Source organism: Variovorax raffinosi (assembly GCF_051216615.1).
Lineage (GTDB): Bacteria > Pseudomonadota > Gammaproteobacteria > Burkholderiales > Burkholderiaceae_C > Variovorax.
Genome location: NZ_JBPJZR010000012.1, coordinates 78051 through 99255, shown reverse-complemented (window position 1 = coordinate 99255; position 21205 = coordinate 78051). Strand labels below are relative to the sequence as shown.

Annotated in this window: 23 protein-coding genes and 1 pseudogene; 10 read left to right on the top strand and 14 right to left on the bottom strand. The window is 65.6% G+C overall.

From position 1 onward, the window contains the following. Positions 1–9: 9 nt before the first annotated feature. The 4 genes from ACSFB7_RS29040 to ACSFB7_RS29025 all read right to left on the bottom strand — a co-directional run bounded on the left by ACSFB7_RS29040 (position 10) and on the right by ACSFB7_RS29025 (position 4675). Positions 10–750: a pseudouridine synthase gene (locus tag ACSFB7_RS29040; RefSeq protein WP_435475788.1), complete on the bottom strand. Its 741-nt coding sequence runs from the start codon at positions 748–750 to the stop codon at positions 10–12. Between the two features lie 61 nt (positions 751–811). After that, positions 812–2548, bottom strand: coding sequence for a gamma-glutamyltransferase (gene ggt, locus ACSFB7_RS29035; RefSeq protein ID WP_435475787.1), 1737 nt, complete (start codon positions 2546–2548; stop codon positions 812–814). Positions 2549–2589: 41 nt separating this feature from the next. Next, positions 2590–4191 (bottom strand): class I SAM-dependent methyltransferase, encoded by a 1602-nt coding sequence (locus tag ACSFB7_RS29030; RefSeq protein WP_435475786.1) that lies wholly within the window; start codon positions 4189–4191, stop codon positions 2590–2592. 199 nt (positions 4192–4390) lie between these two features. Next, positions 4391–4675 carry a hypothetical protein gene (locus ACSFB7_RS29025; RefSeq protein WP_435475785.1) on the bottom strand — a complete coding sequence of 95 codons (285 nt, stop codon included), beginning with the start codon at positions 4673–4675 and terminating at the stop codon, positions 4391–4393. 60 nt (positions 4676–4735) lie between these two features. Between ACSFB7_RS29025 and ACSFB7_RS29020 the strand changes: the two genes are divergently transcribed. From ACSFB7_RS29020 to ACSFB7_RS29000, 5 genes are all read left to right on the top strand, one after another. Further along, on the top strand, positions 4736–5011 hold the full coding sequence (locus ACSFB7_RS29020) for a hypothetical protein (protein ID WP_435475784.1): 276 nt from the start codon (positions 4736–4738) through the stop codon (positions 5009–5011). Positions 5012–5568: 557 nt separating this feature from the next. Further along, positions 5569–6261: a hypothetical protein gene (locus tag ACSFB7_RS29015; protein ID WP_435475783.1), complete on the top strand. Its 693-nt coding sequence runs from the start codon at positions 5569–5571 to the stop codon at positions 6259–6261. Beyond that, positions 6261–6800 carry a GTP-binding protein gene (locus tag ACSFB7_RS29010; RefSeq protein WP_435475782.1) on the top strand — a complete coding sequence of 180 codons (540 nt, stop codon included), beginning with the start codon at positions 6261–6263 and terminating at the stop codon, positions 6798–6800. Before ACSFB7_RS29015 ends, ACSFB7_RS29010 begins: the two co-directional genes overlap by 1 nt. Continuing rightward, a complete protein-coding gene (locus ACSFB7_RS29005) occupies positions 6797–7195 on the top strand; it encodes a roadblock/LC7 domain-containing protein (protein WP_435475781.1) in 399 nt (132 codons plus the stop codon). The genes ACSFB7_RS29010 and ACSFB7_RS29005 overlap by 4 nt, the downstream gene beginning before the upstream one ends. Before the next feature lie 106 nt (positions 7196–7301). Further along, positions 7302–7661, top strand: coding sequence for a hypothetical protein (locus ACSFB7_RS29000; RefSeq protein ID WP_435475780.1), 360 nt, complete (start codon positions 7302–7304; stop codon positions 7659–7661). Positions 7662–7744: 83 nt separating this feature from the next. On the opposite strand, the gene ACSFB7_RS28995 is transcribed toward ACSFB7_RS29000, so the two are convergent. The 3 genes from ACSFB7_RS28995 to ACSFB7_RS28985 form a co-directional block, all read right to left on the bottom strand. Then, positions 7745–7984, bottom strand: a complete 240-nt coding sequence (locus ACSFB7_RS28995) for a hypothetical protein (RefSeq protein WP_435475779.1) — start codon at positions 7982–7984, stop codon at positions 7745–7747. A gap of 143 nt (positions 7985–8127) precedes the next feature. Next, on the bottom strand, positions 8128–8358 hold the full coding sequence (locus ACSFB7_RS28990; RefSeq protein WP_187108686.1) for a hypothetical protein: 231 nt from the start codon (positions 8356–8358) through the stop codon (positions 8128–8130). A 119-nt stretch (positions 8359–8477) separates the two neighbouring features. Further along, entirely contained in the window at positions 8478–9803 is a 1326-nt protein-coding gene (locus ACSFB7_RS28985) for an aspartate aminotransferase family protein (RefSeq protein WP_435475778.1), read from the bottom strand. Between the two features lie 96 nt (positions 9804–9899). Here ACSFB7_RS28985 and ACSFB7_RS28980 point away from each other — a divergent pair, with 96 nt between their 5' ends. The 3 genes from ACSFB7_RS28980 to ACSFB7_RS28970 all read left to right on the top strand — a co-directional run bounded on the left by ACSFB7_RS28980 (position 9900) and on the right by ACSFB7_RS28970 (position 11512). Beyond that, on the top strand, positions 9900–10757 hold the full coding sequence (locus tag ACSFB7_RS28980; protein ID WP_435475777.1) for a LysR family transcriptional regulator: 858 nt from the start codon (positions 9900–9902) through the stop codon (positions 10755–10757). A 225-nt stretch (positions 10758–10982) separates the two neighbouring features. Then, a complete protein-coding gene (locus tag ACSFB7_RS28975) occupies positions 10983–11294 on the top strand; it encodes a hypothetical protein (protein ID WP_435475776.1) in 312 nt (103 codons plus the stop codon). A gap of 65 nt (positions 11295–11359) precedes the next feature. Further along, positions 11360–11512 carry a hypothetical protein gene (locus tag ACSFB7_RS28970; RefSeq protein WP_435475775.1) on the top strand — a complete coding sequence of 51 codons (153 nt, stop codon included), beginning with the start codon at positions 11360–11362 and terminating at the stop codon, positions 11510–11512. An 11-nt stretch (positions 11513–11523) separates the two neighbouring features. On the opposite strand, the gene ACSFB7_RS28965 is transcribed toward ACSFB7_RS28970, so the two are convergent. The 6 genes and pseudogenes from ACSFB7_RS28965 to ACSFB7_RS28940 form a co-directional block, all read right to left on the bottom strand. Then, a complete protein-coding gene (locus tag ACSFB7_RS28965; RefSeq protein WP_435475774.1) occupies positions 11524–12117 on the bottom strand; it encodes a TetR/AcrR family transcriptional regulator in 594 nt (197 codons plus the stop codon). A gap of 85 nt (positions 12118–12202) precedes the next feature. Then, positions 12203–13414, bottom strand: a complete 1212-nt coding sequence (locus tag ACSFB7_RS28960) for a dienelactone hydrolase family protein (protein WP_435475773.1) — start codon at positions 13412–13414, stop codon at positions 12203–12205. Positions 13415–13476: 62 nt separating this feature from the next. Beyond that, positions 13477–14001 (bottom strand): flavin reductase family protein, encoded by a 525-nt coding sequence (locus ACSFB7_RS28955; protein ID WP_435475966.1) that lies wholly within the window; start codon positions 13999–14001, stop codon positions 13477–13479. A gap of 459 nt (positions 14002–14460) precedes the next feature. Continuing rightward, positions 14461–14877 (bottom strand): annotated as a pseudogene (locus ACSFB7_RS28950) (styrene monooxygenase/indole monooxygenase family protein); the annotation flags it as partial. Positions 14878–15224: 347 nt separating this feature from the next. After that, positions 15225–16466: a styrene monooxygenase/indole monooxygenase family protein gene (locus ACSFB7_RS28945; RefSeq protein WP_435475772.1), complete on the bottom strand. Its 1242-nt coding sequence runs from the start codon at positions 16464–16466 to the stop codon at positions 15225–15227. A 35-nt stretch (positions 16467–16501) separates the two neighbouring features. Then, a complete protein-coding gene (locus ACSFB7_RS28940) occupies positions 16502–17293 on the bottom strand; it encodes an SDR family oxidoreductase (protein WP_435475771.1) in 792 nt (263 codons plus the stop codon). A 215-nt stretch (positions 17294–17508) separates the two neighbouring features. Between ACSFB7_RS28940 and ACSFB7_RS28935 the strand changes: the two genes are divergently transcribed. After that, positions 17509–18522 carry an AraC family transcriptional regulator gene (locus tag ACSFB7_RS28935; RefSeq protein ID WP_435475770.1) on the top strand — a complete coding sequence of 338 codons (1014 nt, stop codon included), beginning with the start codon at positions 17509–17511 and terminating at the stop codon, positions 18520–18522. 180 nt (positions 18523–18702) lie between these two features. Beyond that, complete coding sequence (gene fusA, locus ACSFB7_RS28930; RefSeq protein ID WP_435475769.1) at positions 18703–20763, top strand: elongation factor G; 2061 nt, start codon at positions 18703–18705, stop codon at positions 20761–20763. Between the two features lie 63 nt (positions 20764–20826). Here the strand turns inward: fusA and ACSFB7_RS28925 are convergent, their stop codons facing one another. Continuing rightward, positions 20827–21186: a hypothetical protein gene (locus ACSFB7_RS28925; RefSeq protein WP_435475768.1), complete on the bottom strand. Its 360-nt coding sequence runs from the start codon at positions 21184–21186 to the stop codon at positions 20827–20829. Positions 21187–21205: the final 19 nt, after the last annotated feature.

The window sequence follows — 21205 nt, the reverse complement described above, 5'->3', positions numbered from 1 at the left end:
CTTGTGCCGCTATTTGGAGGGTTTGGATGGCGCACGCAGCGCCGCGACCTGTTCACCGGTCAGCCAGCGCCACTGCCCCGGCGCCAGGTCTTCGGGCAGCACAAGCCCACCGATGCGCGAGCGGTGCAGGCCTTCGACCCGGTTGCCGACCGCGGCCAGCATGCGCTTGACCTGGTGGTACTTGCCTTCGGTCAGCGTGAGCCGCAGGTGCAGCGGGCTGTCTGATTCGCAGGCGGCTGCGCGCACCGGCTTCGGGTCGTCGTCGAGCACCACGCCGGCCAGCAGCTTGGCGATCTGCGTTTCATCCACTTCGTGCTTGGCCGTCACCTCGTAGACCTTGGGCACGTGGTGCTTGGGCGAGCCCATCTTGTGGATGAACTGGCCGTCGTCGGTCAGCAGCAGCAGGCCGGTGGTGTCCTGGTCGAGCCGGCCGATGGCCTGCACGCCCTGCACCGCGCCCTTGTTGGGGCGCAGCCGCAGAGGCGACGGCAGCAGCGTGTAGATGCTCGGGTAGGTCGAGGGCTTCTGCGAGCACTCGGTGCCGGCCGGCTTGTGCAGCATCAGGTAGGCCTTCTCGTGGTACGCCCACTCGGTGCCCTGGACGGTGTAGAGCAGGCCTTCGGGGTCGAGGTCTTCGAAGGGGTCGTCCACCACGGCGCCCGCGATGGTCACGAGGCCTTGCTGGACCAGGCCCGCGCACACGCGCCGTGTGCCGAAGCCTTGGGTATAGAGGATGTCTTGCAGATGCATGGGAAATGAAAAAAGCGGCCGTGCCGACAGGGGCACGACCGCCTTCGAGTTTGCCGCAGGTTCAGTAGCCCGCTGCCAGGCCGGTGTTGCGGCGGGGGTCGTTGGCGCCGTAGAAGCGGTTGTTGCCCACCGGCTTGCCGCCCAGGGACGGCGCGCCGACGATGATGGCCGCGAGGTGGTTGGCCGGCTGCGGCACGCCCAGGTTGTGGCCCATGTCGGTCAGGATCTTGCGCGTGTCGGGGCTCAGCGCATAGGTCTCGACGTTGGTCACGTCGGGCAGCCATTGCTGGTGGAAGCGCGGTGCATCGACGGCCTCTTGCACGGTCATGCCGTAGTCGATGGCGTTGATCATGGTCAACATCACGGCGGTGATGATGCGGCTGCCACCCGGCGTGCCGACCACCATCACTGGCTTGCCGTCCTTGGTCACGATGGTCGGGCTCATCGAGCTCAGCGGACGCTTGCCCGGGGCGATGGAATTGGCCTCGCCCTGCACCAGGCCGTAGAGGTTGGGCACGCCGACCTTCGAGGTGAAGTCGTCCATCTCGTCGTTCAGCAGCACGCCGGTCTTGGCGGCGGTGATCTTGGCGCCGAACCAGTCGTTCAGCGTGTAGGTCACCGAGACCGCGTTGCCCCATTTGTCGGCAATCGAGTAGTGGGTGGTGTTGCTGCCCTCATGCGGTGCGACGCCCGGCTTGATGTCCTTCGAGACGCCAGCCTTCTTGGGGTCGATCACGGCGCGGATCTTCTCGGCGTAGCCCTTGTCGAGCAGGCGGTCGAGCGGGTTCTTCACGAAGTCGGGGTCGCCCAGGTAGCTGTTGCGGTCCACGTAGGCGTGGCGCATGGCTTCGATCTGGTAGTGCACGGCCTGTGCCGAGTGGTAGCCCAGGTCCTTGAGCGGGTAGCCCTCCAGGATGTTGAGCATCTCGCAGATGATCACGCCGCCCGAGCTGGGCGGGGGCGCCGACACGACGTGGTAGCCGCGGTAGTCGCACTCCACCGGCGGGAGTTCGCGCGTCTTGTACTGGTCGAGGTCGGCCTGCGTGATCAGGCCCTTGCCGCCCTGGCTCGAAGCCACGATGGCATTGCCTACCCAGCCCTTGTAGAAGCCGTCGGTGCCCTTGGTGCTGATTTCCTTCAGCGTTTTGGCCAGGTCCTTCTGAACCAGCCTGTCACCCACCTTGTAGGGCTCGCCCTTGTTCAGGAAGATGGCGGCGGAAGCCGGATCTTCCTTGAAGTCGGCCGTGGCGGTGCCGAGCAGGTCGATGTCGCCCTGCTCCAGCGCAAAGCCCTTTTCGGCCAGCTGGATTGATGGGGCAAGCAACTCGCCGCGCTTCATGGTGCCGTACTTCTCGCGTGCGTATTCCATGCCCGAGACGCTGCCCGGCACGCCCACGGCGAGGTGGCCCTTGGTGCTCAGGCCCTTGATGACGTTGCCGTCCTTGTCGAGGTACATGTTGGCCGTGGCGCCCAGCGGTGCCTTCTCGCGGAAGTCGAGGAAGGTCTTGCGGCCGTCGGCCAGTTGCACGGTCATGAAGCCGCCGCCGCCGAGGTTGCCCGCCGCCGGGTACACCACCGCCAATGCGTAGCCCACGGCCACCGCCGCGTCGATGGCGTTGCCGCCGCGCTTGAGCACGTCGACGCCGACCCTGGAGGCCAGGTGCTGCGCGCTCACGACCATGCCGTTCTCGGACGCGACCGGCGCCTGCGACGCGGCATTCGACGCGCCGGCGGCTGCCAGCGCAAGCACCGCCACAACGGCTGCGTGCAGTTTCGGGGCCCAGTGGATTTTTTGCATGTTGAAGTCTCCTCTGTAAGTTCGATGACGAATGATGATGGTCAGGCCGTGAGCAATGCCTTGCGCCGCAAGGCATCGAGCGCCAGCGCGACCTGTTGCTGCGCGAATTCCTTCACCGTCGACGGGTCGGTCAGCGGCTTGTCGTCCTTGATGAAGCGCAGGCGTTCGCTGTGCACTTCGGCTGCGAGATGTTCGGCCAGCGCCTCGTGGGAGTGGGTGCCGTCGAGCAGCGGCAGCAGGCTGCGCTCGAGCGGCGTGAGCCCCACGGATTCGTGCCACTGGTTGCAGAGGTTGGCTGTCGCGCCCGCCGTCAGCGCGAGGCCGGGCGCAATGCGCATGGCCGGCAGTGCCTGCGGCAGACCCGAGACCTTCGCCACGGCGGGCACCGGGGTGCGGCGGATCCGCAAGGCGCCGAGGATCAGCAGTTCCTCGAGCATGGCCATCACGGCCGCATCGATTGCGGCCACCGGCTGGCTCGTGAGCGCCGAGGCGGCCGCAATCAGCGCATCCACCGGCATCGACGCCGGATAGCTCGCATCGAGCAACTGCGCCACGGCCTTGTGCACGGGCAGCCGCAGCGTGACCTTCAGGCCGCGAATCGCATGGCAAGGCTGCTCGCGGGCATCGAGCGTGAGTGCCCCGCCATCCTCGGCCGCGAACGTGCCGGCGAACTCCAGCGCGCGGATGCGTGCGGTGTCGAGGCGATAGCGGATGTCCCTGGCGCTGGCCTGCTTGACCAGCAAAGTTTGGCGAAAAGTGCGGTTGACCAGGAAGTCGAGGTACTGCTCCATCATGACCTGGCTGCCGCCGCATTCGCGCAGCAGCGGGTCGCGCACCTTCTCGCCGTAGTTCTGCACGAACATGGTCGAGGGCTCTGCATCGCACAGGTAAGACAGGCCGCGGGCCTCCGCGCGCGCGACGAACTCCTTGAAGTAGCACGGCGCATTGCAGGGTTCGAGGAACTCGTGCAGCAGGTAGGAGCTGTTGGCCCCGCGCACGATCGGCATGGCTTCTTCGAGCGTCTTCTTGAGCACGCTGTCGGCGCGGGCGGATTGCTCCAGAAATTCGAGCATGCCGCGCGCGTAGGAAAGCTTTTCGTCCGGCGTGTCGCGCGGGCCGCCGCGCAGGATCATCGCGTCGCGCACGATCTCGCGTGCCTTCCAGCCGGGGTACACGTTGTAGCTCACATAGGCCACGCCGTTCGGCGCCAGGTTCTCCGAGCAGATGCGCAAGATCGCGTCCTGCACCGGACCCGGCACCCAGCTGTAGACGCCATGGCAGACGATGTAGTCGAACTGGCCGAACGAAGCGTCGATGCCGGCGATGTCGAAGGCCTTCAACTCGATGTTCGACAGGCCTGCGTGGCTGATGGCGGCCACGCCTTGCGCGACCTGCACCGTCGAAAGATCGACACCTAGCGCACGGGCCTCGGGGTGGCGCGCTGCAAAGGGAATCAGGTTGCCGCCGGCCGCGCAGCCGAGTTCCAGCACGCGGGCCGTGGCCGGGGCCGGGGCATCGAGCCCGAACAGGAATGCCAGCGCTTCCAGGTGCTCCATGGCTGACTGAGGGAACGGGTGCGAGTCATAGGGCACCGCGTCGTAATAGCTGGTCAGCGTGGAGGTCAGGGAATCCGGCACGAACATCCTTTGTGGGATCGAGGCAGGCTGCGGCGCCTTGTGTTCCGGGCGGGAATGGGGGCGACGCGACAGCGCCCGCCGACTATAGCCTTGCGGTCGCGCAAAAAAAAGCGACTCCCGGGGAGTGGGACACGGTCGGTCGGGCCGCGGCATAAAAAAAGCCCAGCCGCGAGGCTGGGCTTGAAATCCTTGCTGCTGGCATGCATCAAGGACCCCGCACAGGTTGACCAGCGGGGGACGGTTGACCCGTCAAGGAGAAACCGGGAACCGGTGCGAACACCGGCGAAAGATCGGATCGGTCGGCATGGGCGCGCGACATTTCGGTGATGGGACGAAGCCAGTGCGCCGCAGCCTCGTCGGGCAGCATCGCCCGCAGTTGTGCGTCGCGCCACAGCTCGCGCGCGAGTTCCTCCAGTTCGAGGAAGTCCACGGTGTGCCACCGCTGCTGCAGGCGATGTGCGCAAGCAGCGATCCAGAGGGTGGCGGGCATGTGTTCCATGCGCACAGTTTACTGTATATTTGTACAGTCTTTTCGCCAAAGAATGCCGTCATGTCCATGAACCAAGAAACAGCCCACTCTCCCAACTACGCGCTGACAGAAGCCCTGGCGTGGATTTCCAGATTCGCGCATGCCTGGAAAGCCATCGAGCCGGTTCCACAAAGCCTCAGCATCGACGGCTTCATCATCTGGGGACCGGTGCTCTACGAGAAGCACAAGGGCGACGACCCGGTGAAGCTGGCACAGCAGATGTTCGGCCAGTCGGGCAGCTACGCCAGATACCTCTATCCCGGCCGCGAGCCTCGCCCCGCCAACACCGCGTCTTAGAATGCCCCGATGAATTGGCACGCACTGCTTCCGCTCGCTTTGGTCATCACTATCACTGGCTGCTCGACCGCTCCCAACGAGGTCATGCAGGTTCGCGAAGGCGTCCTGCGCGCCGTGACGTACGTCCAGGCAGCGGACTACTGCGACGCGCGGAGCCAGACGCCCCGATGGCTGGGCAAGGCGCCCGCGGAACAAGGCATCCTGTTTCAGTGCCACTGACTGACTGACGCCGTTCATTCCCGAACGGCAACCGGGGCTGCACCCTGCAGCCTCCCCCCAAGACAAATCAACAGCCCCGCTGACTGAAGCGGGATCTGTGCGCGCACGCCCTGTGTGACGCCGCCTTCGGCCGCTCGACGACCGCCAAGGCAAACACCCCCGTACCCAAGCATTTCCGCAGTTTGTGCATTACTGCCGCTCAAGCACGCTCCAACTGTATGCAGTCGATACAAAAGATAAGTGTTTACCCCATAAACTAACTTTTGTTTTCATTTGGACAGCATCTGAGGCGAAGAGACGCGATAGCGCTCCGAACTGGTGGAACGTCCTTTCAAATCATGCGTTCGCACACGGCTACTTTCAATGCTGCATTGCTGTCCCCCGCAGTGCAGGAACGCTTCCAGACCCTGTTCTCGGTGGCCGAACGCAAGTCGGTTCTGGCATGGCAGGAAGCGCCCCTGCCCCGCGCGGAAGTCGTGATCTGCGACAGCGACCTGCAGGACCTGTCGACCGAAGGATCCTCCTGCACGGTGTTCGTGGGCGCTGCCGTCGCCCCCACCCAGCCAGCGGCCACCAACGCCACCCGGCGCTTTCAGCTGATGCCGGACTTCACCGTGGGCCAGTTGCTCGACACGCTCGATCGCGCCGCCGTGTGGCTGCTCGAAGTGCGCAGCCAGAAGCGCGTGCAGCAACGCGCACAAGAAGCCGAACTGCCATCGTCGAGCTACCAGCTTCGCCGGTGGGTCACGCTTTCCGCCGACCTGTCGGCGCCCGGCTACGTCCGCGCGATGGCGCTGCTGACGCGCGAGCCGATGTCGATCGAGCGCCTGTGCAACCACAGCGGATTGCTGGGCTGGCAAGCGCAAGACCTGCTGACCGAACTCAAGCGGCTTGACGTGCTGAGCGTGACGGGCGCGGCGATCCGCCAGCCGGCCGCGCAAGCTGCACCGGGCACCGATCGGCCCGGCAGCTTCTTCTCGAAACTCTCCCGCTGGTTGCGACAAGGCCGACCCGAGGCCGGAGGCCGCTGATGTCGGTCCACCTGCGCGTTGCGCTCATGGGTCCCATGGGCATCGGGAAGACGACCGCCATCCGCACGGTGTGCGGCAACCTTGCGGTCGATTGCGATGTGCCGAACCTCGACACCGCCACGCACGCCAAGGCAACGACAACCGTCGGAGCCGACTTCGGTGAAGTGGACCTGGGCGATGGCGACAGGCTGCAGATCTACGGCTGCCCCGGCCAGGAGCGCTTCAACTTCGTTCGGCAATGGGTGCTGTCGTCCTCGGCGGGCGTGTTCGTCATGACCGACCTGCACGAGCCCGATGCCGTGGCCGAAACCGCTCGCCTGCTGGCCGAAGTGGCCAGCAGCCCGTCATCGCCGATGGCCGCGGTGCTGGTGTCCCGGCCCGCCACCCATGCGCAGATCGACGCCTTCGCGGCGTCGTTGATGCAAAAAGGCGCTGGCCTCGTGCCGGTGCTCCAGGCCGATGTCAGAGACCGCCAGCAAATGCTCGACATGCTGCAGGTGCTGGCCTCGATGCTCTCGCTGAAGGATGAAATCGCTTGAAATTCCGCTCTCCCCTGTTGCCCGCCAACGTCGTGCTGGGCGCACAAACAGTGCTCGATGACCTGGCCGCGCCGCTGGCCGGCCTGCGCACCGCCCTGGTGGTCACGCCCGATGGCTTCGAGATCGCGCAGCTTCAGCGCAGCAGCCTGAACATCGCCAAGCTCGCGGCCATGACCAGTTCGCTGATGGCCATGGCACGCGCCGTGGGCGGCGAACTCGCCTTCACCGATTGCCGTCGCCTCGTGTTCGATGCGGAACAAGGCACCGTGGTCGTGCAGCCCGTGCCCGCCGTTTTCCCGAGCCTGCTGTGCTTTGTTCTGGGACCCGATGCCACGCTGGGCCGCGCCCTGTGGACCATGGGCGAGGTCGTCACCGCACTGCGCAAGATCGACTGACTGACTGACTCACTCACATCACACATTCGCAGCGTCGCTCGTTAGGCCGAGCTGCGGACTTCTTTCTTTCTGCCAACGAAAATTTTCAAACGGATTGGACTGCTACATGGCTAATTTGAACGACTCCCTCGCCCAATTGCAGAGCATCGACGGTGCACTGACGGCCGCCGTGGTCGACAGCTCCAGCGGCATGGTGCTGGGCAGCGTCGGCTCGGGCGTCGACATCGAACTCGCGGCGGCGGGCAATACCGAGGTCGTGCGCGCCAAGCTCGCGACCATGAAGTCGCTCAACCTGAACGACCAGATCGACGACATCCTGATCACGCTGGGAAAGCAGTACCACATCATTCGCCCGGTGGCGAAGAAGGAAGGCCTGTTCGTCTACATGGTGCTCGACAAGGCGCGCGCCAACCTCGCACTGTCGCGCCGCAAGGTGCAGGACATCGAGCAAGCGCTCGCTGTCTGAGCTTCGATTTGCTGATTTGAAGCCGCCCGCGAGGCGGCTTTTTCATGCCTGATCGATGCGTTGAATCGCGCTGGATCGAACGGTTATCTCGACGGCTTTTCGAAGGCGATCTCGGCCCCAGCCGGCGCGAACATGCCACGCCTCAAGGTCCAGATGCAGGCGCCCAGACGCAGCAGCCTCTCCACGTTGTTGTCGTAGGACGCACTCTGTGGATCTTCCTGATCGATCAGATCCGCGATGCAGGCGAGCGCATCGGTGGGCGTGAAGCCGAGGCCGGCACGTGCCATGTCGATCGTTGTCGCCAGAACCTCGGTCTTGCCCATGTCGCAATGGTGTCCGTGTAGCGCACCCCGGGCACGGCCCTGTCTCGTTGCGACAGGCAGGCCAGGCGCGCGCTGTTTTCTTCAGCAGAAGCGATGCCGGATGCCTTGCGCCGGAGATTGGCGCAAGACCCGGCGCATGTCGATTAGCCCCGAGGTCCGGAAACCCACTCCTTGACGAAGTGGAAGGCCCGGATGCGCGCGCGTTCGAAGGCACCGTCCCACGTCAGTTGCTGCGTGATCACGAGCGCGCATTTCTGCACGCCGCGCAGGCTCAACTTGGCAACGCCGGCGTACGAGCCGTGGAGCGTGCGAACGATCTCGAAATCCGCGGTCCAGCCCTCGGGCAGTTCAAAAACGTGTGATGGTGCTTGCATGATGCAGCGAGGTTAAGCCGGCTGGCTCGCTGAACATAGGAACTAATACACGAGTATTAACAAACGTTTCCTAAAAATGAACTGAATCGGACATTTGGAGATCCGGGCGAGGCGATGTCCTACCTTCGACTCGCCTCTTCCCGCACGGCGGTTTCGATGGCCTTGTCGAGCAGCTCCAGGCCCAGGTCGATTTCGCTGTCGCTGATCGTCAACGGCGGCGCGATGCGGAACACGCCGCCCATCGAAGGCAGCTTCACGATGTTCATGCTCAGCCCGCGCTTCATGCATTCGCGCGTGATGGCCTCGCCGAGTTCGAAGGCCGGCTTCTTCGTCTTGCGATCGGTGACGAGTTCCAGCCCGAGCAGCAAGCCGCGACCGCGCACGTCGCCGATGCACGCGTGGCGCGACTGCATGTCGAGCAGCCCTCGGGACAGCCGTTCGCCGGCGGTGCGTGCGCGTTCGACCAGCCCGTCGCGCTCCACGACCTGCAGCACCTTCAGCCCCACGGCGGCGGGCAGCGGGTCGGACACATGCGTCGTATAGAACAGGAAGCCGCGCGCATGGGCCTCGTCCTCGATCGCGGCCGTCGTCACCATCGCCGCCAGCGGCAGGCCCGCGCCCAGCGTCTTGGAAAGCGTCAGGATGTCGGGCGCAACACCGTCGCGCTCGCACGCGAACATCAGGCCGGTGCGGCCGATGCCGGTCTGCGCCTCATCGACGATCAGCAGCATGCCGCGCTCGCTGCACTTGTGCTTCAACGCGGCCATGTAGCCCAGCGGCAGTTCGAGGATGCCGCCGCTGCTGAGGATGGGCTCGGCAATGAAGGCCGCGAGCGCACCCGTGGATTGCCTGTCGATCTGCTCGAAGCCGTCGTCGAGTTCACGGCGCCAGTCGAGTTCGCCGTCCTGCGTCGTGAAGCGCGGCCGGTAGGCGTTCGGCGCCGGAATGGCCAGCGAACCGGCGGCCGTCGGGCCGTATCCCTTGCGGCCCGCGCTGTAGGTTGCCGCGGCCGCGCTGCCGGTCATGCCGTGCCATGACTGCGTGAAGGCCACCACCTCGTGCCGGCCCGTCACCAGCTTGGCCATGCGGATCGCTGCTTCGTTCGATTCGGCGCCGGTGCTCAGCAGCAGGCAGCGCTCCAGCTCGCCCGGCGCGTGCCGCGCGATCTGCGCGGCCAGTTCCACCACCGGGCGCGACAGCATGCCACTGAAGAGATGGTCCAGCTTGCGGACGTATTCCGTGACGACGGCAACGATGTCCGGATGCGAGTGGCCGAGCAAGGCGCTCATCTGGCCCGAGGTGAAGTCGAGGATGCCCCGGCCATCGGCGTCGTAGACGAAGCAGCCTTGCGCACGCTCGATGATCAGCGGCTCGAAGCTGCCGCCATAGCGCACCAGGTGCCGCCCGGCCTGCTGCCAGAACTGTGGGTCGTTGTTCCTGCTCATGTCGATGCTTCCCGATCAAAATGCAGCACGTTACGCAGCGGCGCCTGCGCCGAGAAGCGAATTGTTTTGAACTCAGGTATCAGGAGAATTCATACCGTGAGCCAATCCCTGGACATCGACCTGCTTCGCAGCTTCGTCGCCATTGCCGAGACGGGCGTGCTGGGCCAGGCGGCGGTCCGCGTGGGGCGCACGCAGTCGGCGCTCAGCATGCAGATGCAGAAGCTCGAAGGCATCGTCGAGCAGCCGCTGCTGTATCGCACCGGGCGAGGCGTCACGCTCACTGCCACCGGCGAACGGCTTCTGCTGCGCGCAGGGGAACTGCTGCGCAAGCACGACGAAGCCTTGGCGGAGCTGCGCGGCAAGCAACTGTCCGGCGTGTTGCGCTTCAGTTGCCCCGATGACTACGCAGTGGTGTTCCTGCCGTATCTGCTGCAAAGCTTTGCCAGCCTGCACCCGGGCGTGCAATTGGAAGTGATGTGCGCGCCGACGCCGCGGCTGCACGAGTTGCTGGCACGGCATGCGGTCGACCTCGCGCTGGTGTCGGTGGCAAGCACTGCCGTCGGCGTCGACGTGATCCGGCACGAGCCGCTGGTCTGGGTGGCGCAGCGTGGCGGTGCCGCCGCGTTGCTCGACCCGCTGCCATTGGCCCTCGGTTCGCCGGATGCGCTCGACCATCTGTTGCCGAAGCAGGCGCTGGAGGCCGCGGGCCGCGCCTACCGGCTTGCCTATGCAAGCAGCAGCCTCTCGGGCCTCGTCGGCATGGCGCGGTCCGGCCTGGCCGTCATCGTGCTGACGCGAACAGCCGTTCCCGACGACCTGCAGATCCTGACGTCGGAACACGGGCTCCCCGATTTGCCGAGCGTCGGCGTCACGCTCGCTTGCGACCGTGACGAGCCCAGTGCATTGACGGCTGCATTCGCAGCGCACGTCAGGAAGTTTCTTCCCGCGGCCTGAAGGGCCGCCGGCCTTCTTCGGCGTCACCGACGCCATCTCTTCCGGATGCATGCCGGTGGCCTGATTCAGGCCATCGGGTTTCGTCACGCCGCGTCACCAGACCAAAACGGTTGAAAACAAACCGAATCGGTAGAATAATCACGCTCTCCAAATCAGCGAACTGCGTTGACCGACTCATCGGCTCAACGCTGGACCGCTCGACTGCATGCGACAAGGAAGAACACGTTGACCCTCTTGCACCCAGCCTTCTCGATCATCAAAGCGCACAAGAAGGCCTGCATCGTTCTCAACGTCGCCTTCTATGGCCTCGTGCTGATCGGCATGGTTGCGGCGGCGTTCATTCCCGAACTGCAAGCGCGCACCAACCTCGGTGTGGCGCAGTCGCTTTCGCAGCCGGGCTTCATGGCGATGGCCAAGGAGGCCGCTGGCAACGGGCATCTGTTGACGACCAGGCTCTATGCGCCGGTGACGCTGCCTCTGTTGATCGGCGCAACCTACGAGGCCATCGAGGTGATCTACCTGATGCCCCGCTTCTGATGCATTCGATGATGGATGCAATGCGCTCGTGGCTGCATGCGCGCTCTTCGAGCGTTGCACAGCACATGCGAACGCTTGTCGTGCTCGGCGTTGTCTTCTGCGTGCTCTATGCCGTCGGCGTCGCTGTCACGCCACTGGTGGCCGAGCTGCGCTTCTCGATCAGCGCCTGCGGGATTGTCAGCCGCTGGTGCCTGAACCTGTGCTGCGTGTTCAGGTAGGCATCCGAAACTCAACCAGGCTCGGCGCGCTTGCGTGAACTGCTCTTCTTGTGCCCGAGCCCGTCCATGGCCGACGCGATGATTTCGCCGCGCCACTCTTTCTGCAATCCCATGCGGGCGGCCAGCAATGCCGTGATGCCAAGACCGGAGAACGCGCTCGTGATGCGCACGATCCGCTCTGCCGTGGCCGTCAGCAGATCGGTCCCGAGCGCCTGGTAGACGATGAGGGCCAGCTCCGTCAATTGCGGATCGACGTTCTCTTCGTTGCCCGCCTTGTTCGCAAGCTGATTGGCAAGCGCCGACACGCCCGGCCATTCGAAGGTGTAGTCGACGGAGTCTTCCACCACGGCCCGATCGCGCTCGGCGCCGGGGGGAAGTTGTGCGACGCTGGCCAGCAGCGCCAGCAGATGGTCGCGGCCGGTCTTGAAGCTGACGTCATAGATCGCCTTCTTGCTCGGGTAGTGGTGCAGCAGCCCCGCCTTCGAGTAATTGACTGCATCCGCGATCTGCTGAAGCGAGGTGTTCTCGAAACCATGTCTGGCGAACAATCCGGCAGCGCGGTCGATGATCTCGGCATCTATTTGAGATTTGGTCGGCCTGGGCATTCAAGAAGTCTAGCGCAGCTCTTCTACCGGAATAGTCGGTTGACACGAGGGCCGCCCGACGCATTCGAGCGGCGCTTCTGCGCGCCTACATCAAGGTGTTCGACGGCAGGTTCTCGTCCAGCAGCTTGCGCGCCGTCTCGATGCCCGCCACCGGCAGCAGCTTGGCATCGAGCAGACCGACCTGCACCAGCACGCTGGCCTGGTCCCAGTAGATGTGCTCGTGATAGAGCTTGTTGCCACGGAACTTGATGACCGCGAGCAAAGGAATTTCCACGCGCTTGCCGGTGGGCTTCACGCCCGGCAGCATCCACGGGATCTCTGTGGTGTGCGTGAAGGTGAAGAGCAGTTCATCGACCACCTGCGTGGCGCCCACGGTGCGCGAGATCGAAGTGAGCGCGGTGTCGGGCGGGTTGCTGTTGACGAAGTGGTTCGTATAGAAGGCGTGCAGCGCCTTGTAGCCCACGCCACCGGTCATCGTCGGAATGTGATTGACGTAAGGCTCGGCCACCATGGTGCTCATGGTGTCATCGACATTGCGCGTGCCGAACTCGTATTCGCAGTGCTTGTCCCACAGCGCCGACAGGTCGTAGTTCGGGCCGATGGCGTCCTTCAGCGTGGCGATGCTGCGCTCGTGCGCCATCAATGCCGAGGGCTTGTGAAAGTGCTCACCGCCGGCACGCGCGAAGGCGTGGTCCATGCCGGGGTACACGTACACCGAAACGCCAGGCCGGCCCTTCAGTGTCTGCACGATGCGGTCGCGCGCTTCGGGCGGGCAGAACTTGTCGAGCTCGGCCACGTGCAGCGTCAGCGGGCACTTGATCCTGTCGGCCTCGTCGAGCGCGGCATCGATGCCGACACCGTAGTAGCCGACCACCGCATCGGCGTCGGTGCGGCAGGCCGAGAGGTACGCCAGCTTGCCGCCCAGGCAGAAGCCGAGCACGCCGACCTTCTTGTCGGTCACTTCGGCGCGGCCGCGCAATGCGTCGATGGCGGTCTGCATGTCTTGCATGCCCTTGGCTTCGTCGAAGCCGCCGTAGAGCGCGAAGGCGCGCTGCCAGTCGGCTTCGCTGTAGCCGAGTTCGACGTTGGGCTCCTGGCGCCAGAACAAGTCGGGCACCAGCGCCACATAGCCTTCCTCGGCGTAGTAGTCGGCCACCTCGCGCATGGTGTGATTGATGCCGAAGATTTCCTGCGCGATCACCAGCCCCGGGCCAGTGCCGCCTTCGGGCAGCGCGAGGTAGCCGCTGAAACTGCCGCTGCCGTCGGCCGCCTGCATGCGGATGTGCTGCGCAGACATGGGGGATTTTTTCTGCATGTGATCTTCTCCATTCCAGATGTGATGTGGTGCGGGCCGCGCGCTCATTGCACGCATTCCGGGTGGCGCGTCGTCACCTGGTAGTAGCCCGAATGAAAAACCAGCGGCTCGCCATCGAAGCGGTCGTAGCGTTCGACCTCGCCGATGAAGATGAGGTGGTCGCCGCCGTCGTACTGCTTCACGCTGCGGCAGACAAAACGGGCAATGACGCCATTCAGCAGCGGCACGCCGGCCGTCCCCTCGCAGCAATCCACGCCGCCGAACTTGTCGGCCTGCGGTGTCGAGAACTGCCGCGACAGGTGATGCTGGTGCGCCGCCAGCACGTTGATCGCGAAGTGGCTGGCGCCGGTGAAGTCGGCCACGCTCGGCGCCTGTCGCGCCAGGCTCCACAGCACCAGCGGCGGATCGAGCGAAACCGACGAGAACGAATTGGCGGTCATGCCCACGCGGCGGCCGTCGATGGCGCGCGTGGTGATGACGGTCACGCCGGTTGTGAACTGCCCGAGTGCCTTGCGGAAGTCGCGCCGATCGAAGCGATCGACGGCGGCCTCGCTCGCCCGGGTCTCCAGAAACCGGTCGGCCTCGGCGGCGTCGAACCACCACGGCGCAAAGACGCGCGGGTCATCGAAACCGTTGACGATGGTGCTCGCGACGGCGGGCATGTGGGTGGCACTTTGCAGCAGCTTCTGCAGGTGCGGTTTCGGCGGTGCGAGCAGGCTGTGTGTCCAGTCGGTGGCCCAGCGCGCATAGCCTTCCCAGTAGCGGTCGAAGGTCTGCTGCATCCACTCGGCGTCGAACGGCGCATCGCCGTTTTCGAGAATGCGCTTGAGATAGATGTCAGCGCACTTGGCCGCGTTGTTGGAGCCCTGGCCGGTGATCGGGTCGTTGAGCACCACCGCATCGGCCAGGCCCAGCACCTTGCGTCCGGAAGGCAGCGTTGCCACCGGCTTGCGCACCGTCGGTGTGAAGCGGCCCGCGAGGATGCCGTTGTCGTCGATCAGCTCGATGTGCCTGCAGCGCTCGGCCTCCCAGGGCAGGAAGGTGTCGAGAATCCATTGGCTGCGCGCCAGGTGTTCCTGCGGTGTCTTCACGTCTGCCCAGCAGTCCATAGGGCCACCGGGCACGCCCTCGAACACCATGATCTCGCATGGCCCGGTCGTGGTCAGCGCCGGGAAGACGAAGTATTCGCCCACGCCCGGAATCAGGTTGAAGCACACCGCAGCGAACGGCTCGCGTGGCTTCATTCCCTTCACATAGGTCAGCGCCAATGCCCGCTGGGGTTGCTCGAAGGGCGAGCGCTCCACATCGCGCTCGAACAGTTGCGAGATTTCGCCCTTGCCGCTTGCGACCACCACGAGGTCATTCGCCGCCGCGCAGGCTTCCAGCGCATCGAGCCCCACATCCTGCAGCACCAGCTTGCCACCGCGCTTCTCGAACTCCGCCATCCATGCGGGAATCTTGAGCCGCTGATCGACCGACCGCGCGGGCCCGTCGAGCCTGGCGCTCCATTCGATGGCCTTGCCGCCTTCCGGGTTGCGCACCGCCATGCCGATGCCCTCCACCGGGGGACATTCGTTCGTCCACCAGTCCAGCCCCAGTTCGCGCTCGGTCTGCAGCGCGGACTCGAACATGCACTGGCTGGACATCACCGGCCCTTCGGCAATCTCCTGTGCCGTGCGGTTCGAAAAAACCGTCACCTCGTGCCCCGCGCCCAGCAGGCCCAGCGCGAGTTGCATGCCGGACTGTCCGGCGCCGACGATGGCCACGCGTCGCTTCATGCGTTCGCTCCTGGCTACGCGGCGGCGGCAGCGCAGGTGTCGATGTAGCGATCCGCTTCGACCGGGTCCGCGAACCACGGGAAGAAGGTGCGCGGATCGTCGAAGCCGTTCGCGAAGGCACTGGCCAGCGGCGGCACCGCACCGGCGGTGCCCAGCAGCTTGAGCACATGCGGCGGCGGCGGTGTGAGCAGCATGTTGGTCCACTGCGTGACCCATTGCGCGTAGCCGAACCAGTAGCGGTCGAAGGTCTGCTGCATCCATGCTGCATCGGCCGCGCCGTCGCCGCGCGCAAGAATGCTCTTGAGATAGGTGTCGGCGCACTTGGCCGCGTTGTTGGAGCCCTGGCCGGTGATCGGATCGTTGAGCACCACCACGTCGGCCAGGCCCAGCACCTTGCGCCCCGAAGGCAACGTCGCCACCGGCTTGCGCACCGTCGGCGCGAAACGGCCCGCGAGAATGCCGTTGTCGTCCGTCAGCTCGATGTCCTTGCAGCGCTCGGCCTCCCACGGTGTGAAGGTGTCGAGAATCCACTTGCTGCGCGCAAGATGCTCCTGCGGTGTCTTCACGTCCACCCAGCAGTCCATCGGACCACCGGGCACGCCTTCGAACACCATGATCTCGCACGGGCCCGTCGTCGTCAGCGCCGGGAACACGAAGTACTCGCCCACGCCGGGAATCAGGTTGAAGCACACGGCAGAGAACGGCTTGCGCGGCGCCATGCCCTTCACATAGGTCAGTGCCAGTGCGCGCTGCGGCTTGTCGAAGCTGGACTTGTTGGCATCCCGCTCGAACAGCTTCGAGATCTCGCCCTTGCCGCTGGCGACCAGCGTGAGGTCGTGGCTCTTCGTGCAGGCCTCCAGCTCGTCGATGCCCGCATCCTTGAACACGAGTTCGCCGCCCTTCTTCTGGAACTCGTTCATCCACGCCGGAACCTTCACGCGCTGATCCACAGACTGCGCGCTCGAATTCAGCCGCGCGATCCAGTCGATGGCCTTGGCACCCTTCTGCTCCGGATGCGGCACGGCCAGCCCGATGCCGTCCACCGTGGGGCAATCGCTCCCCCAATGGTCCAGGCCCAGGTCGCGCTCGATCTGCAGCGAGGTGTGGAACATGCACTGGCTGGACATGACCTTGCCGTGGCGGATGTCATCGCCCGTACGGTTGCTGAACATCGTGACCTCGTAGCCTGCAGCAAGCAGACCCAGACCCAGTTGCAGGCCCGACTGGCCCGCGCCGACGATGGCGATTCGTTTCATTGCTTGCTCCTTGCTTGTGTTGCTCCGGGTAGGAGCTAGTCCATCAATTTGGGAATGGCGGGCACGGCCTGCTCGGGGCCCATGGCGGAATAGCCACCATCGACTGCGTAGTCGGCACCGGTCACGAAGCTCGCGTGGTCGGAGCACAGGAACAGCACCACCTGCGCCACCTCGTCCGGATCGCCGACGCGACCGAGCAGGTGGAAAGGCGCGGCCACGCGATCGGTCTTGGCCCGGTCGCCACCGCTGAGCTGGTTCATCACCGCCGACCACGTCCAGCCCGGCGACACGCTGTTCACGCGGATACCGTCCGGCGCCAGGTCCATTGCCATGTTGCGGGTGAGCTGCGCCATCGCGGCCTTGCTCACCGGATAGAGCCAGCGCCCCGTCTGCGCCACGCTCGACGAGATGCTCGTGAAATTGACCACCGCCCCGCCGCCGGCCGCGACCATGTGCGGGTGCACGGCCTGCAGCATCGCCACCGCGCTCGCGACGTTCACGTTGAACGACGTGAGCCAGTCGGCGCGCGGCGACTTGAAGCCGTCGTCCACATAGGAGCACGCGAGGTTGACGAGAAAGTGCACGCCGCCGTGCCGTGCCACAGCCTCCGCCACGCAGGCCTTCACCTGTGCGTCGTCGGTGATGTCGGTGTGCACGAAGCGTGCGCCGGCGCCGAGCGAGTCCGCCAGCGCCTGGCCGTTGGCGGCGTCGATGTCGGCAACGACCACCTTCACGCCGGCCGCGTGCAGCGCGCGCACCACGCCGGCCCCAATCAAGGTCGAGCCACCCGTGACGATGGCGCTCCTGCCTTCGAGTCCCTTGAACATGACGCTTGCTCTCCTGTGTCTCTCTGTCGATCGATCGGACAGGCCGGGCTGGCCTGCGGTGTGGAGCGAACGTTATGAGCAAGCGGGCCGCTGGCGAATCCCGCAAACGCAGGCGCTGTCCCTGGCGCGCAGGTTTTTGAAGGAGCAAGGGGCGGGAGCCAAGGGCCGGCCCGAATTGTGGGCAGGGACGGTTTTTGCTAGGGTCACCCGACCCCATGGAAACCGCCACGCCCCCCCTGCTGCCGCTGCAGCGCTACCGGCTTTTCGAGAGCCACGACATGGACGAGGCCCGCGAAAGCGTGGCGCGCGTTTTCTGCCCGCACGGCCTGGTCATGCTGCAGCCGCGCACCGAACTCGATGCCTGCCACCACAGCGCACGGCTGCACCGCGACGTGAGCCTCAACTATGTGCAGTACGGCCCCGGCGTGCAGATCGACCCAGGCTACCTGCAGGACTTTTTCCTGTTGCAGATTCCTTTACGCGGCGGCGCGGAAATCCGCTGCGGCGCGCAACATGTGGACGCGAGCCCCACCCTCGCCTCGCTGCCCTCGCCGACCGAGCCACTGTCGATGCGCTGGGCCAACGACAGCCCGCACCTGATCGTGCGGCTGGCCCGTTCGGCGCTGCTCTCGCGGCTCGAATCGCTGCTGCAGGCGCCCGTCGGCCAGCCCCTGGTGTTCGACCTCGGCGTGCCGCTCGACAACCCCGCGCTGGCACCGCTGGTGCACTTCATCGACTATCTGCGGCTCACGCTGGACGCCGGCAACGCACTGCAAGCAGGCAGCCGCCTCGCCGAGCATGCCGAGGAATACCTGATGTCGAGCCTGCTGATGTCGGCAGGGCACAACCACTCGCGCGCGTTGGCGGGCGATACCAAACGCAACCTGCTGCCACGCGTGGTCCGCAGGGCGCAGGAGTACATGGCGGCGCATGCCGAACAGCCCTTGTCATTGGCCGACATCTGCGGCGAAGTCGGCTGCAGTGCACGCGCGCTGCAACTGGCGTTTCGCCAGCATGCGGGCCAGGGGCCGATGGAGTTCCTGCGCGAAATCCGGCTCGACAGGGTGCGCGCCGAACTGCAGGCATCGCCCGGTGCCGGCGTGCGCGAAGTGGCGCAGAAGTACGGCTTTCTTCATCTGGGCCACTTTGCGGCGCAGTACCGCATTCGCTTCGGCGAACGGCCTTCGGAGACCGCGAGCCGGCAGGCTGCCGCCACTCGCCTGGCGTGACAGCACCTGCAAGTTGACGCAGGCCGATACGGCCTGCATGCCGATCGGCCATTGAAGACCGGCGACGCAATCGACTTGCATCCACACCGTCAATCCCGTACGCTGGCCCGACGTCCACGCGCAGCACCCGCGCCCTTGCAGACCAACGGGCCGGCCTTCCGGACGCGAAGGAGACCAGCCATGCCAAGCCGATCGAACGGCCTCGCGGCCGAAATGGAAGCAGTGCGAACGCTGGCGCTCGTTGGCGCCGCGGCCGCCGGCAAAAGCTCCCTGGCCGAGGCCTTGTTGTTCAAGGCGGGTGCCATCAAGGCGTGCGGCAGCATCGAGCGCGGCAGCACCGTCAGCGACCACGACCCGCTGGAGCGCCGCATGCAGCACTCGCTCAACGCATCGGTGATGCACCTCACGCATGCCGGCACGCGCATCCACTTCATCGACACGCCCGGCGGCGCCGACTTCCTCGGCCAGAGCCTGCCGGCGCTGGAGGCGGTCGAAACAGTGGCGGTGGTCATCAATGCCGCCACCGGCATCGAGCCGATGGCGGTGCGCATGATGGCGTACGCGGCCTCGCGCCACCTTACCCGCATGATCATCGTCAACAAGATCGACTCGCAGGGCGTTTCGTTGCCGGGCCTGCTGGCCGACATCCAGGCGACCTTCGGCCGCGAATGCCTGCCGCTGAACCTGCCCGACGGGGTCGGCAAGCAGGTGGTCGATTGCTTCTTCAACCGCTTCGGGCAGTCCGACTTCGGCCCCGTCGAAGCGGCGCATCGCGCGCTGGTGGAGCAGGTGGTCGAGGTCGATGCGGCCTTCGTCGACCGCTACCTCGAAGAAGGCGACGTGAATCCGGCCGAGCTGCACGCGCCGCTCGAACAGGCGCTGCGCGAAGGCCACCTGATCCCGGTGTGTTTTGTCTCCTCGCGCAGCGGCGCCGGCGTGGCCGAACTGCTGGACGTGATCGTCAAGCTCCTGCCCAACCCGAGCGAAGCCAACCCGCCGGACTTCATCGTTGGCGAAGGTGCACAGGCCAGGCCCATGGTGGCCACGCCCGACCCGGCGCTGCATGTGCTGGCGCACGTGTTCAAGGTCACCATCGACCCCTATGTCGGCAAGATGGGCATCTTCCGCGTGCACCAGGGCACGCTCACCCGCGACAGCCAGCTCTACATCGGCGACGGCCGCAAGCCTTTCAAGGTCGGGCACCTGTTCATGCTCCAGGGCAAGGACCATGTCGAGGTGTCGCGCGCTGTGCCGGGGGACATCGTGGCGGTGGCCAAGGTCGAGGAGATCCATTTCGACGCCGTGCTGCACGATGCGGCCGAAGACAGCCATGTGCATCTCGCGCCGCTGGCGTTCCCGGTGCCGGTGCACGGCCTGGCCGTGGAGCCCAAGCGCCACGGCGACGAGCAGCGCGCCTGGGAGATTCTCGGCAAGCTCGCGGCCGAGGACCCCTGCCTGCGCATCGAGCATGTGATGGCGACCAACGAGACGGTCCTCTACGGGCTGGGCGAGCTTCATCTGCGCACCGTGCTCGACCGCTTGCGCGAGGTGTACCGCTTCGAGGTGCTGACGCGGCCGCCGCGCATTGCCTACCGCGAGACCGTGACCGCGCCGGCCGAAGGCCACCACCGCCACAAGAAGCAGACCGGCGGCGCCGGCCAGTTCGGCGAAGTCTTCCTGCGCATCGAACCGCTGGCGCGCGGTGCGGGCTTCCAGTTCGCCGACGAGGTCAGGGGCGGCGCGATCCCGGGCCAGTTCATTCCCGCGGTCGAGAAAGGCGTGCGCGAAGTGCTGGTGTGCGGCGCGATCGCCGGCTACCCGGTGGTCGATGTGCGCGTCGTGGTGTACGACGGCAAGCACCACAGCGTCGACAGCAAGGACATCGCCTTCGCGGCTGCGGGCCGCAAGGCCTTCATGGCTGCGATCCGCGAGGCCCGGCCGGTCGTGCTCGAGCCGATCGTGCTGATCGAGATCGCCGCGCCTGAAAACTCGGTGGGTGACGTCACGGGCGACCTGTCGTCGCGTCGCGGTTTGGTCACCGGCACCTCGGCCGTGGGCGCCGGCACCGTGGCCGTTCGCGGGCAGGTGCCCATGGGCGAGTTGGCCAACTACCAGTCGCGGCTCAATGCGATGACCAGCGGCCAGGGCCGCTACACCATCGCGTTGTCGCACTACGAGGCCGTGCCGCCGGCCGTGCAGCAGACGCTGATGGGGCAGTACCGGGCGCACGAAGAAGACTAGGAGAAGCTCGGGAGCATCTCGAGCTCAATGGCCTGCGGCCCCGCTTCGTTCGGGACCTCGTTTTCAGAAGTCCATCGACTTGTCCACCTCCTGCGTCTTGCGGCGGGCCAGCGCGAGATTGGCGCGCTGCTTGTCCAGCACCACGTAGATGAAGACCCCCTCCTTCGAAGCCGAGGGGCGGATGACGTGGTACTGCCTTCCGAGCGTGATCAGCATGTCCTCAATCACATCGTTCAGGCCGAGCGCCTGCATGGTCTTGAGCTTGGCGCGCACGACCTCGGTGTTGCCGGCCGCGGCGACTTCCATGTCCAGGCCCGAGCCTGCCGAGCCGAGGATCATGCCGCTGACCGAGTCGACCACGGCCGCGCATATGGCGCCGTCGATGCCCAGGAGGTCGTCAAGGGTCTGTTTGATAGATGTCAATCTGTGCTCCAGTCAAAAA

Coding starts and splice junctions, on each gene's coding strand:
- ACSFB7_RS28940 (WP_435475771.1), bottom strand. CDS start 17,293: ATGTTCAAGGGACTCGAAGGCAGGAGCGCCATCGTCACGGGTGGCTCG.
- ACSFB7_RS28985 (WP_435475778.1), bottom strand. CDS start 9,803: ATGAGCAGGAACAACGACCCACAGTTCTGGCAGCAGGCCGGGCGGCAC.
- ACSFB7_RS29020 (WP_435475784.1), top strand. CDS start 4,736: ATGTCCATGAACCAAGAAACAGCCCACTCTCCCAACTACGCGCTGACA.
- ggt (WP_435475787.1), bottom strand. CDS start 2,548: ATGCAAAAAATCCACTGGGCCCCGAAACTGCACGCAGCCGTTGTGGCG.
- ACSFB7_RS28965 (WP_435475774.1), bottom strand. CDS start 12,117: ATGCCCAGGCCGACCAAATCTCAAATAGATGCCGAGATCATCGACCGC.
- fusA (WP_435475769.1), top strand. CDS start 18,703: ATGCCAAGCCGATCGAACGGCCTCGCGGCCGAAATGGAAGCAGTGCGA.
- ACSFB7_RS29025 (WP_435475785.1), bottom strand. CDS start 4,675: ATGCCCGCCACCCTCTGGATCGCTGCTTGCGCACATCGCCTGCAGCAG.
- ACSFB7_RS28935 (WP_435475770.1), top strand. CDS start 17,509: ATGGAAACCGCCACGCCCCCCCTGCTGCCGCTGCAGCGCTACCGGCTT.
- ACSFB7_RS28945 (WP_435475772.1), bottom strand. CDS start 16,466: ATGAAACGAATCGCCATCGTCGGCGCGGGCCAGTCGGGCCTGCAACTG.
- ACSFB7_RS28960 (WP_435475773.1), bottom strand. CDS start 13,414: ATGTCTGCGCAGCACATCCGCATGCAGGCGGCCGACGGCAGCGGCAGT.
- ACSFB7_RS28970 (WP_435475775.1), top strand. CDS start 11,360: ATGCGAACGCTTGTCGTGCTCGGCGTTGTCTTCTGCGTGCTCTATGCC.
- ACSFB7_RS29000 (WP_435475780.1), top strand. CDS start 7,302: ATGGCTAATTTGAACGACTCCCTCGCCCAATTGCAGAGCATCGACGGT.
- ACSFB7_RS28990 (WP_187108686.1), bottom strand. CDS start 8,358: ATGCAAGCACCATCACACGTTTTTGAACTGCCCGAGGGCTGGACCGCG.
- ACSFB7_RS29015 (WP_435475783.1), top strand. CDS start 5,569: ATGCGTTCGCACACGGCTACTTTCAATGCTGCATTGCTGTCCCCCGCA.
- ACSFB7_RS29040 (WP_435475788.1), bottom strand. CDS start 750: ATGCATCTGCAAGACATCCTCTATACCCAAGGCTTCGGCACACGGCGC.
- ACSFB7_RS29010 (WP_435475782.1), top strand. CDS start 6,261: ATGTCGGTCCACCTGCGCGTTGCGCTCATGGGTCCCATGGGCATCGGG.
- ACSFB7_RS29030 (WP_435475786.1), bottom strand. CDS start 4,191: ATGTTCGTGCCGGATTCCCTGACCTCCACGCTGACCAGCTATTACGAC.
- ACSFB7_RS28995 (WP_435475779.1), bottom strand. CDS start 7,984: ATGGGCAAGACCGAGGTTCTGGCGACAACGATCGACATGGCACGTGCC.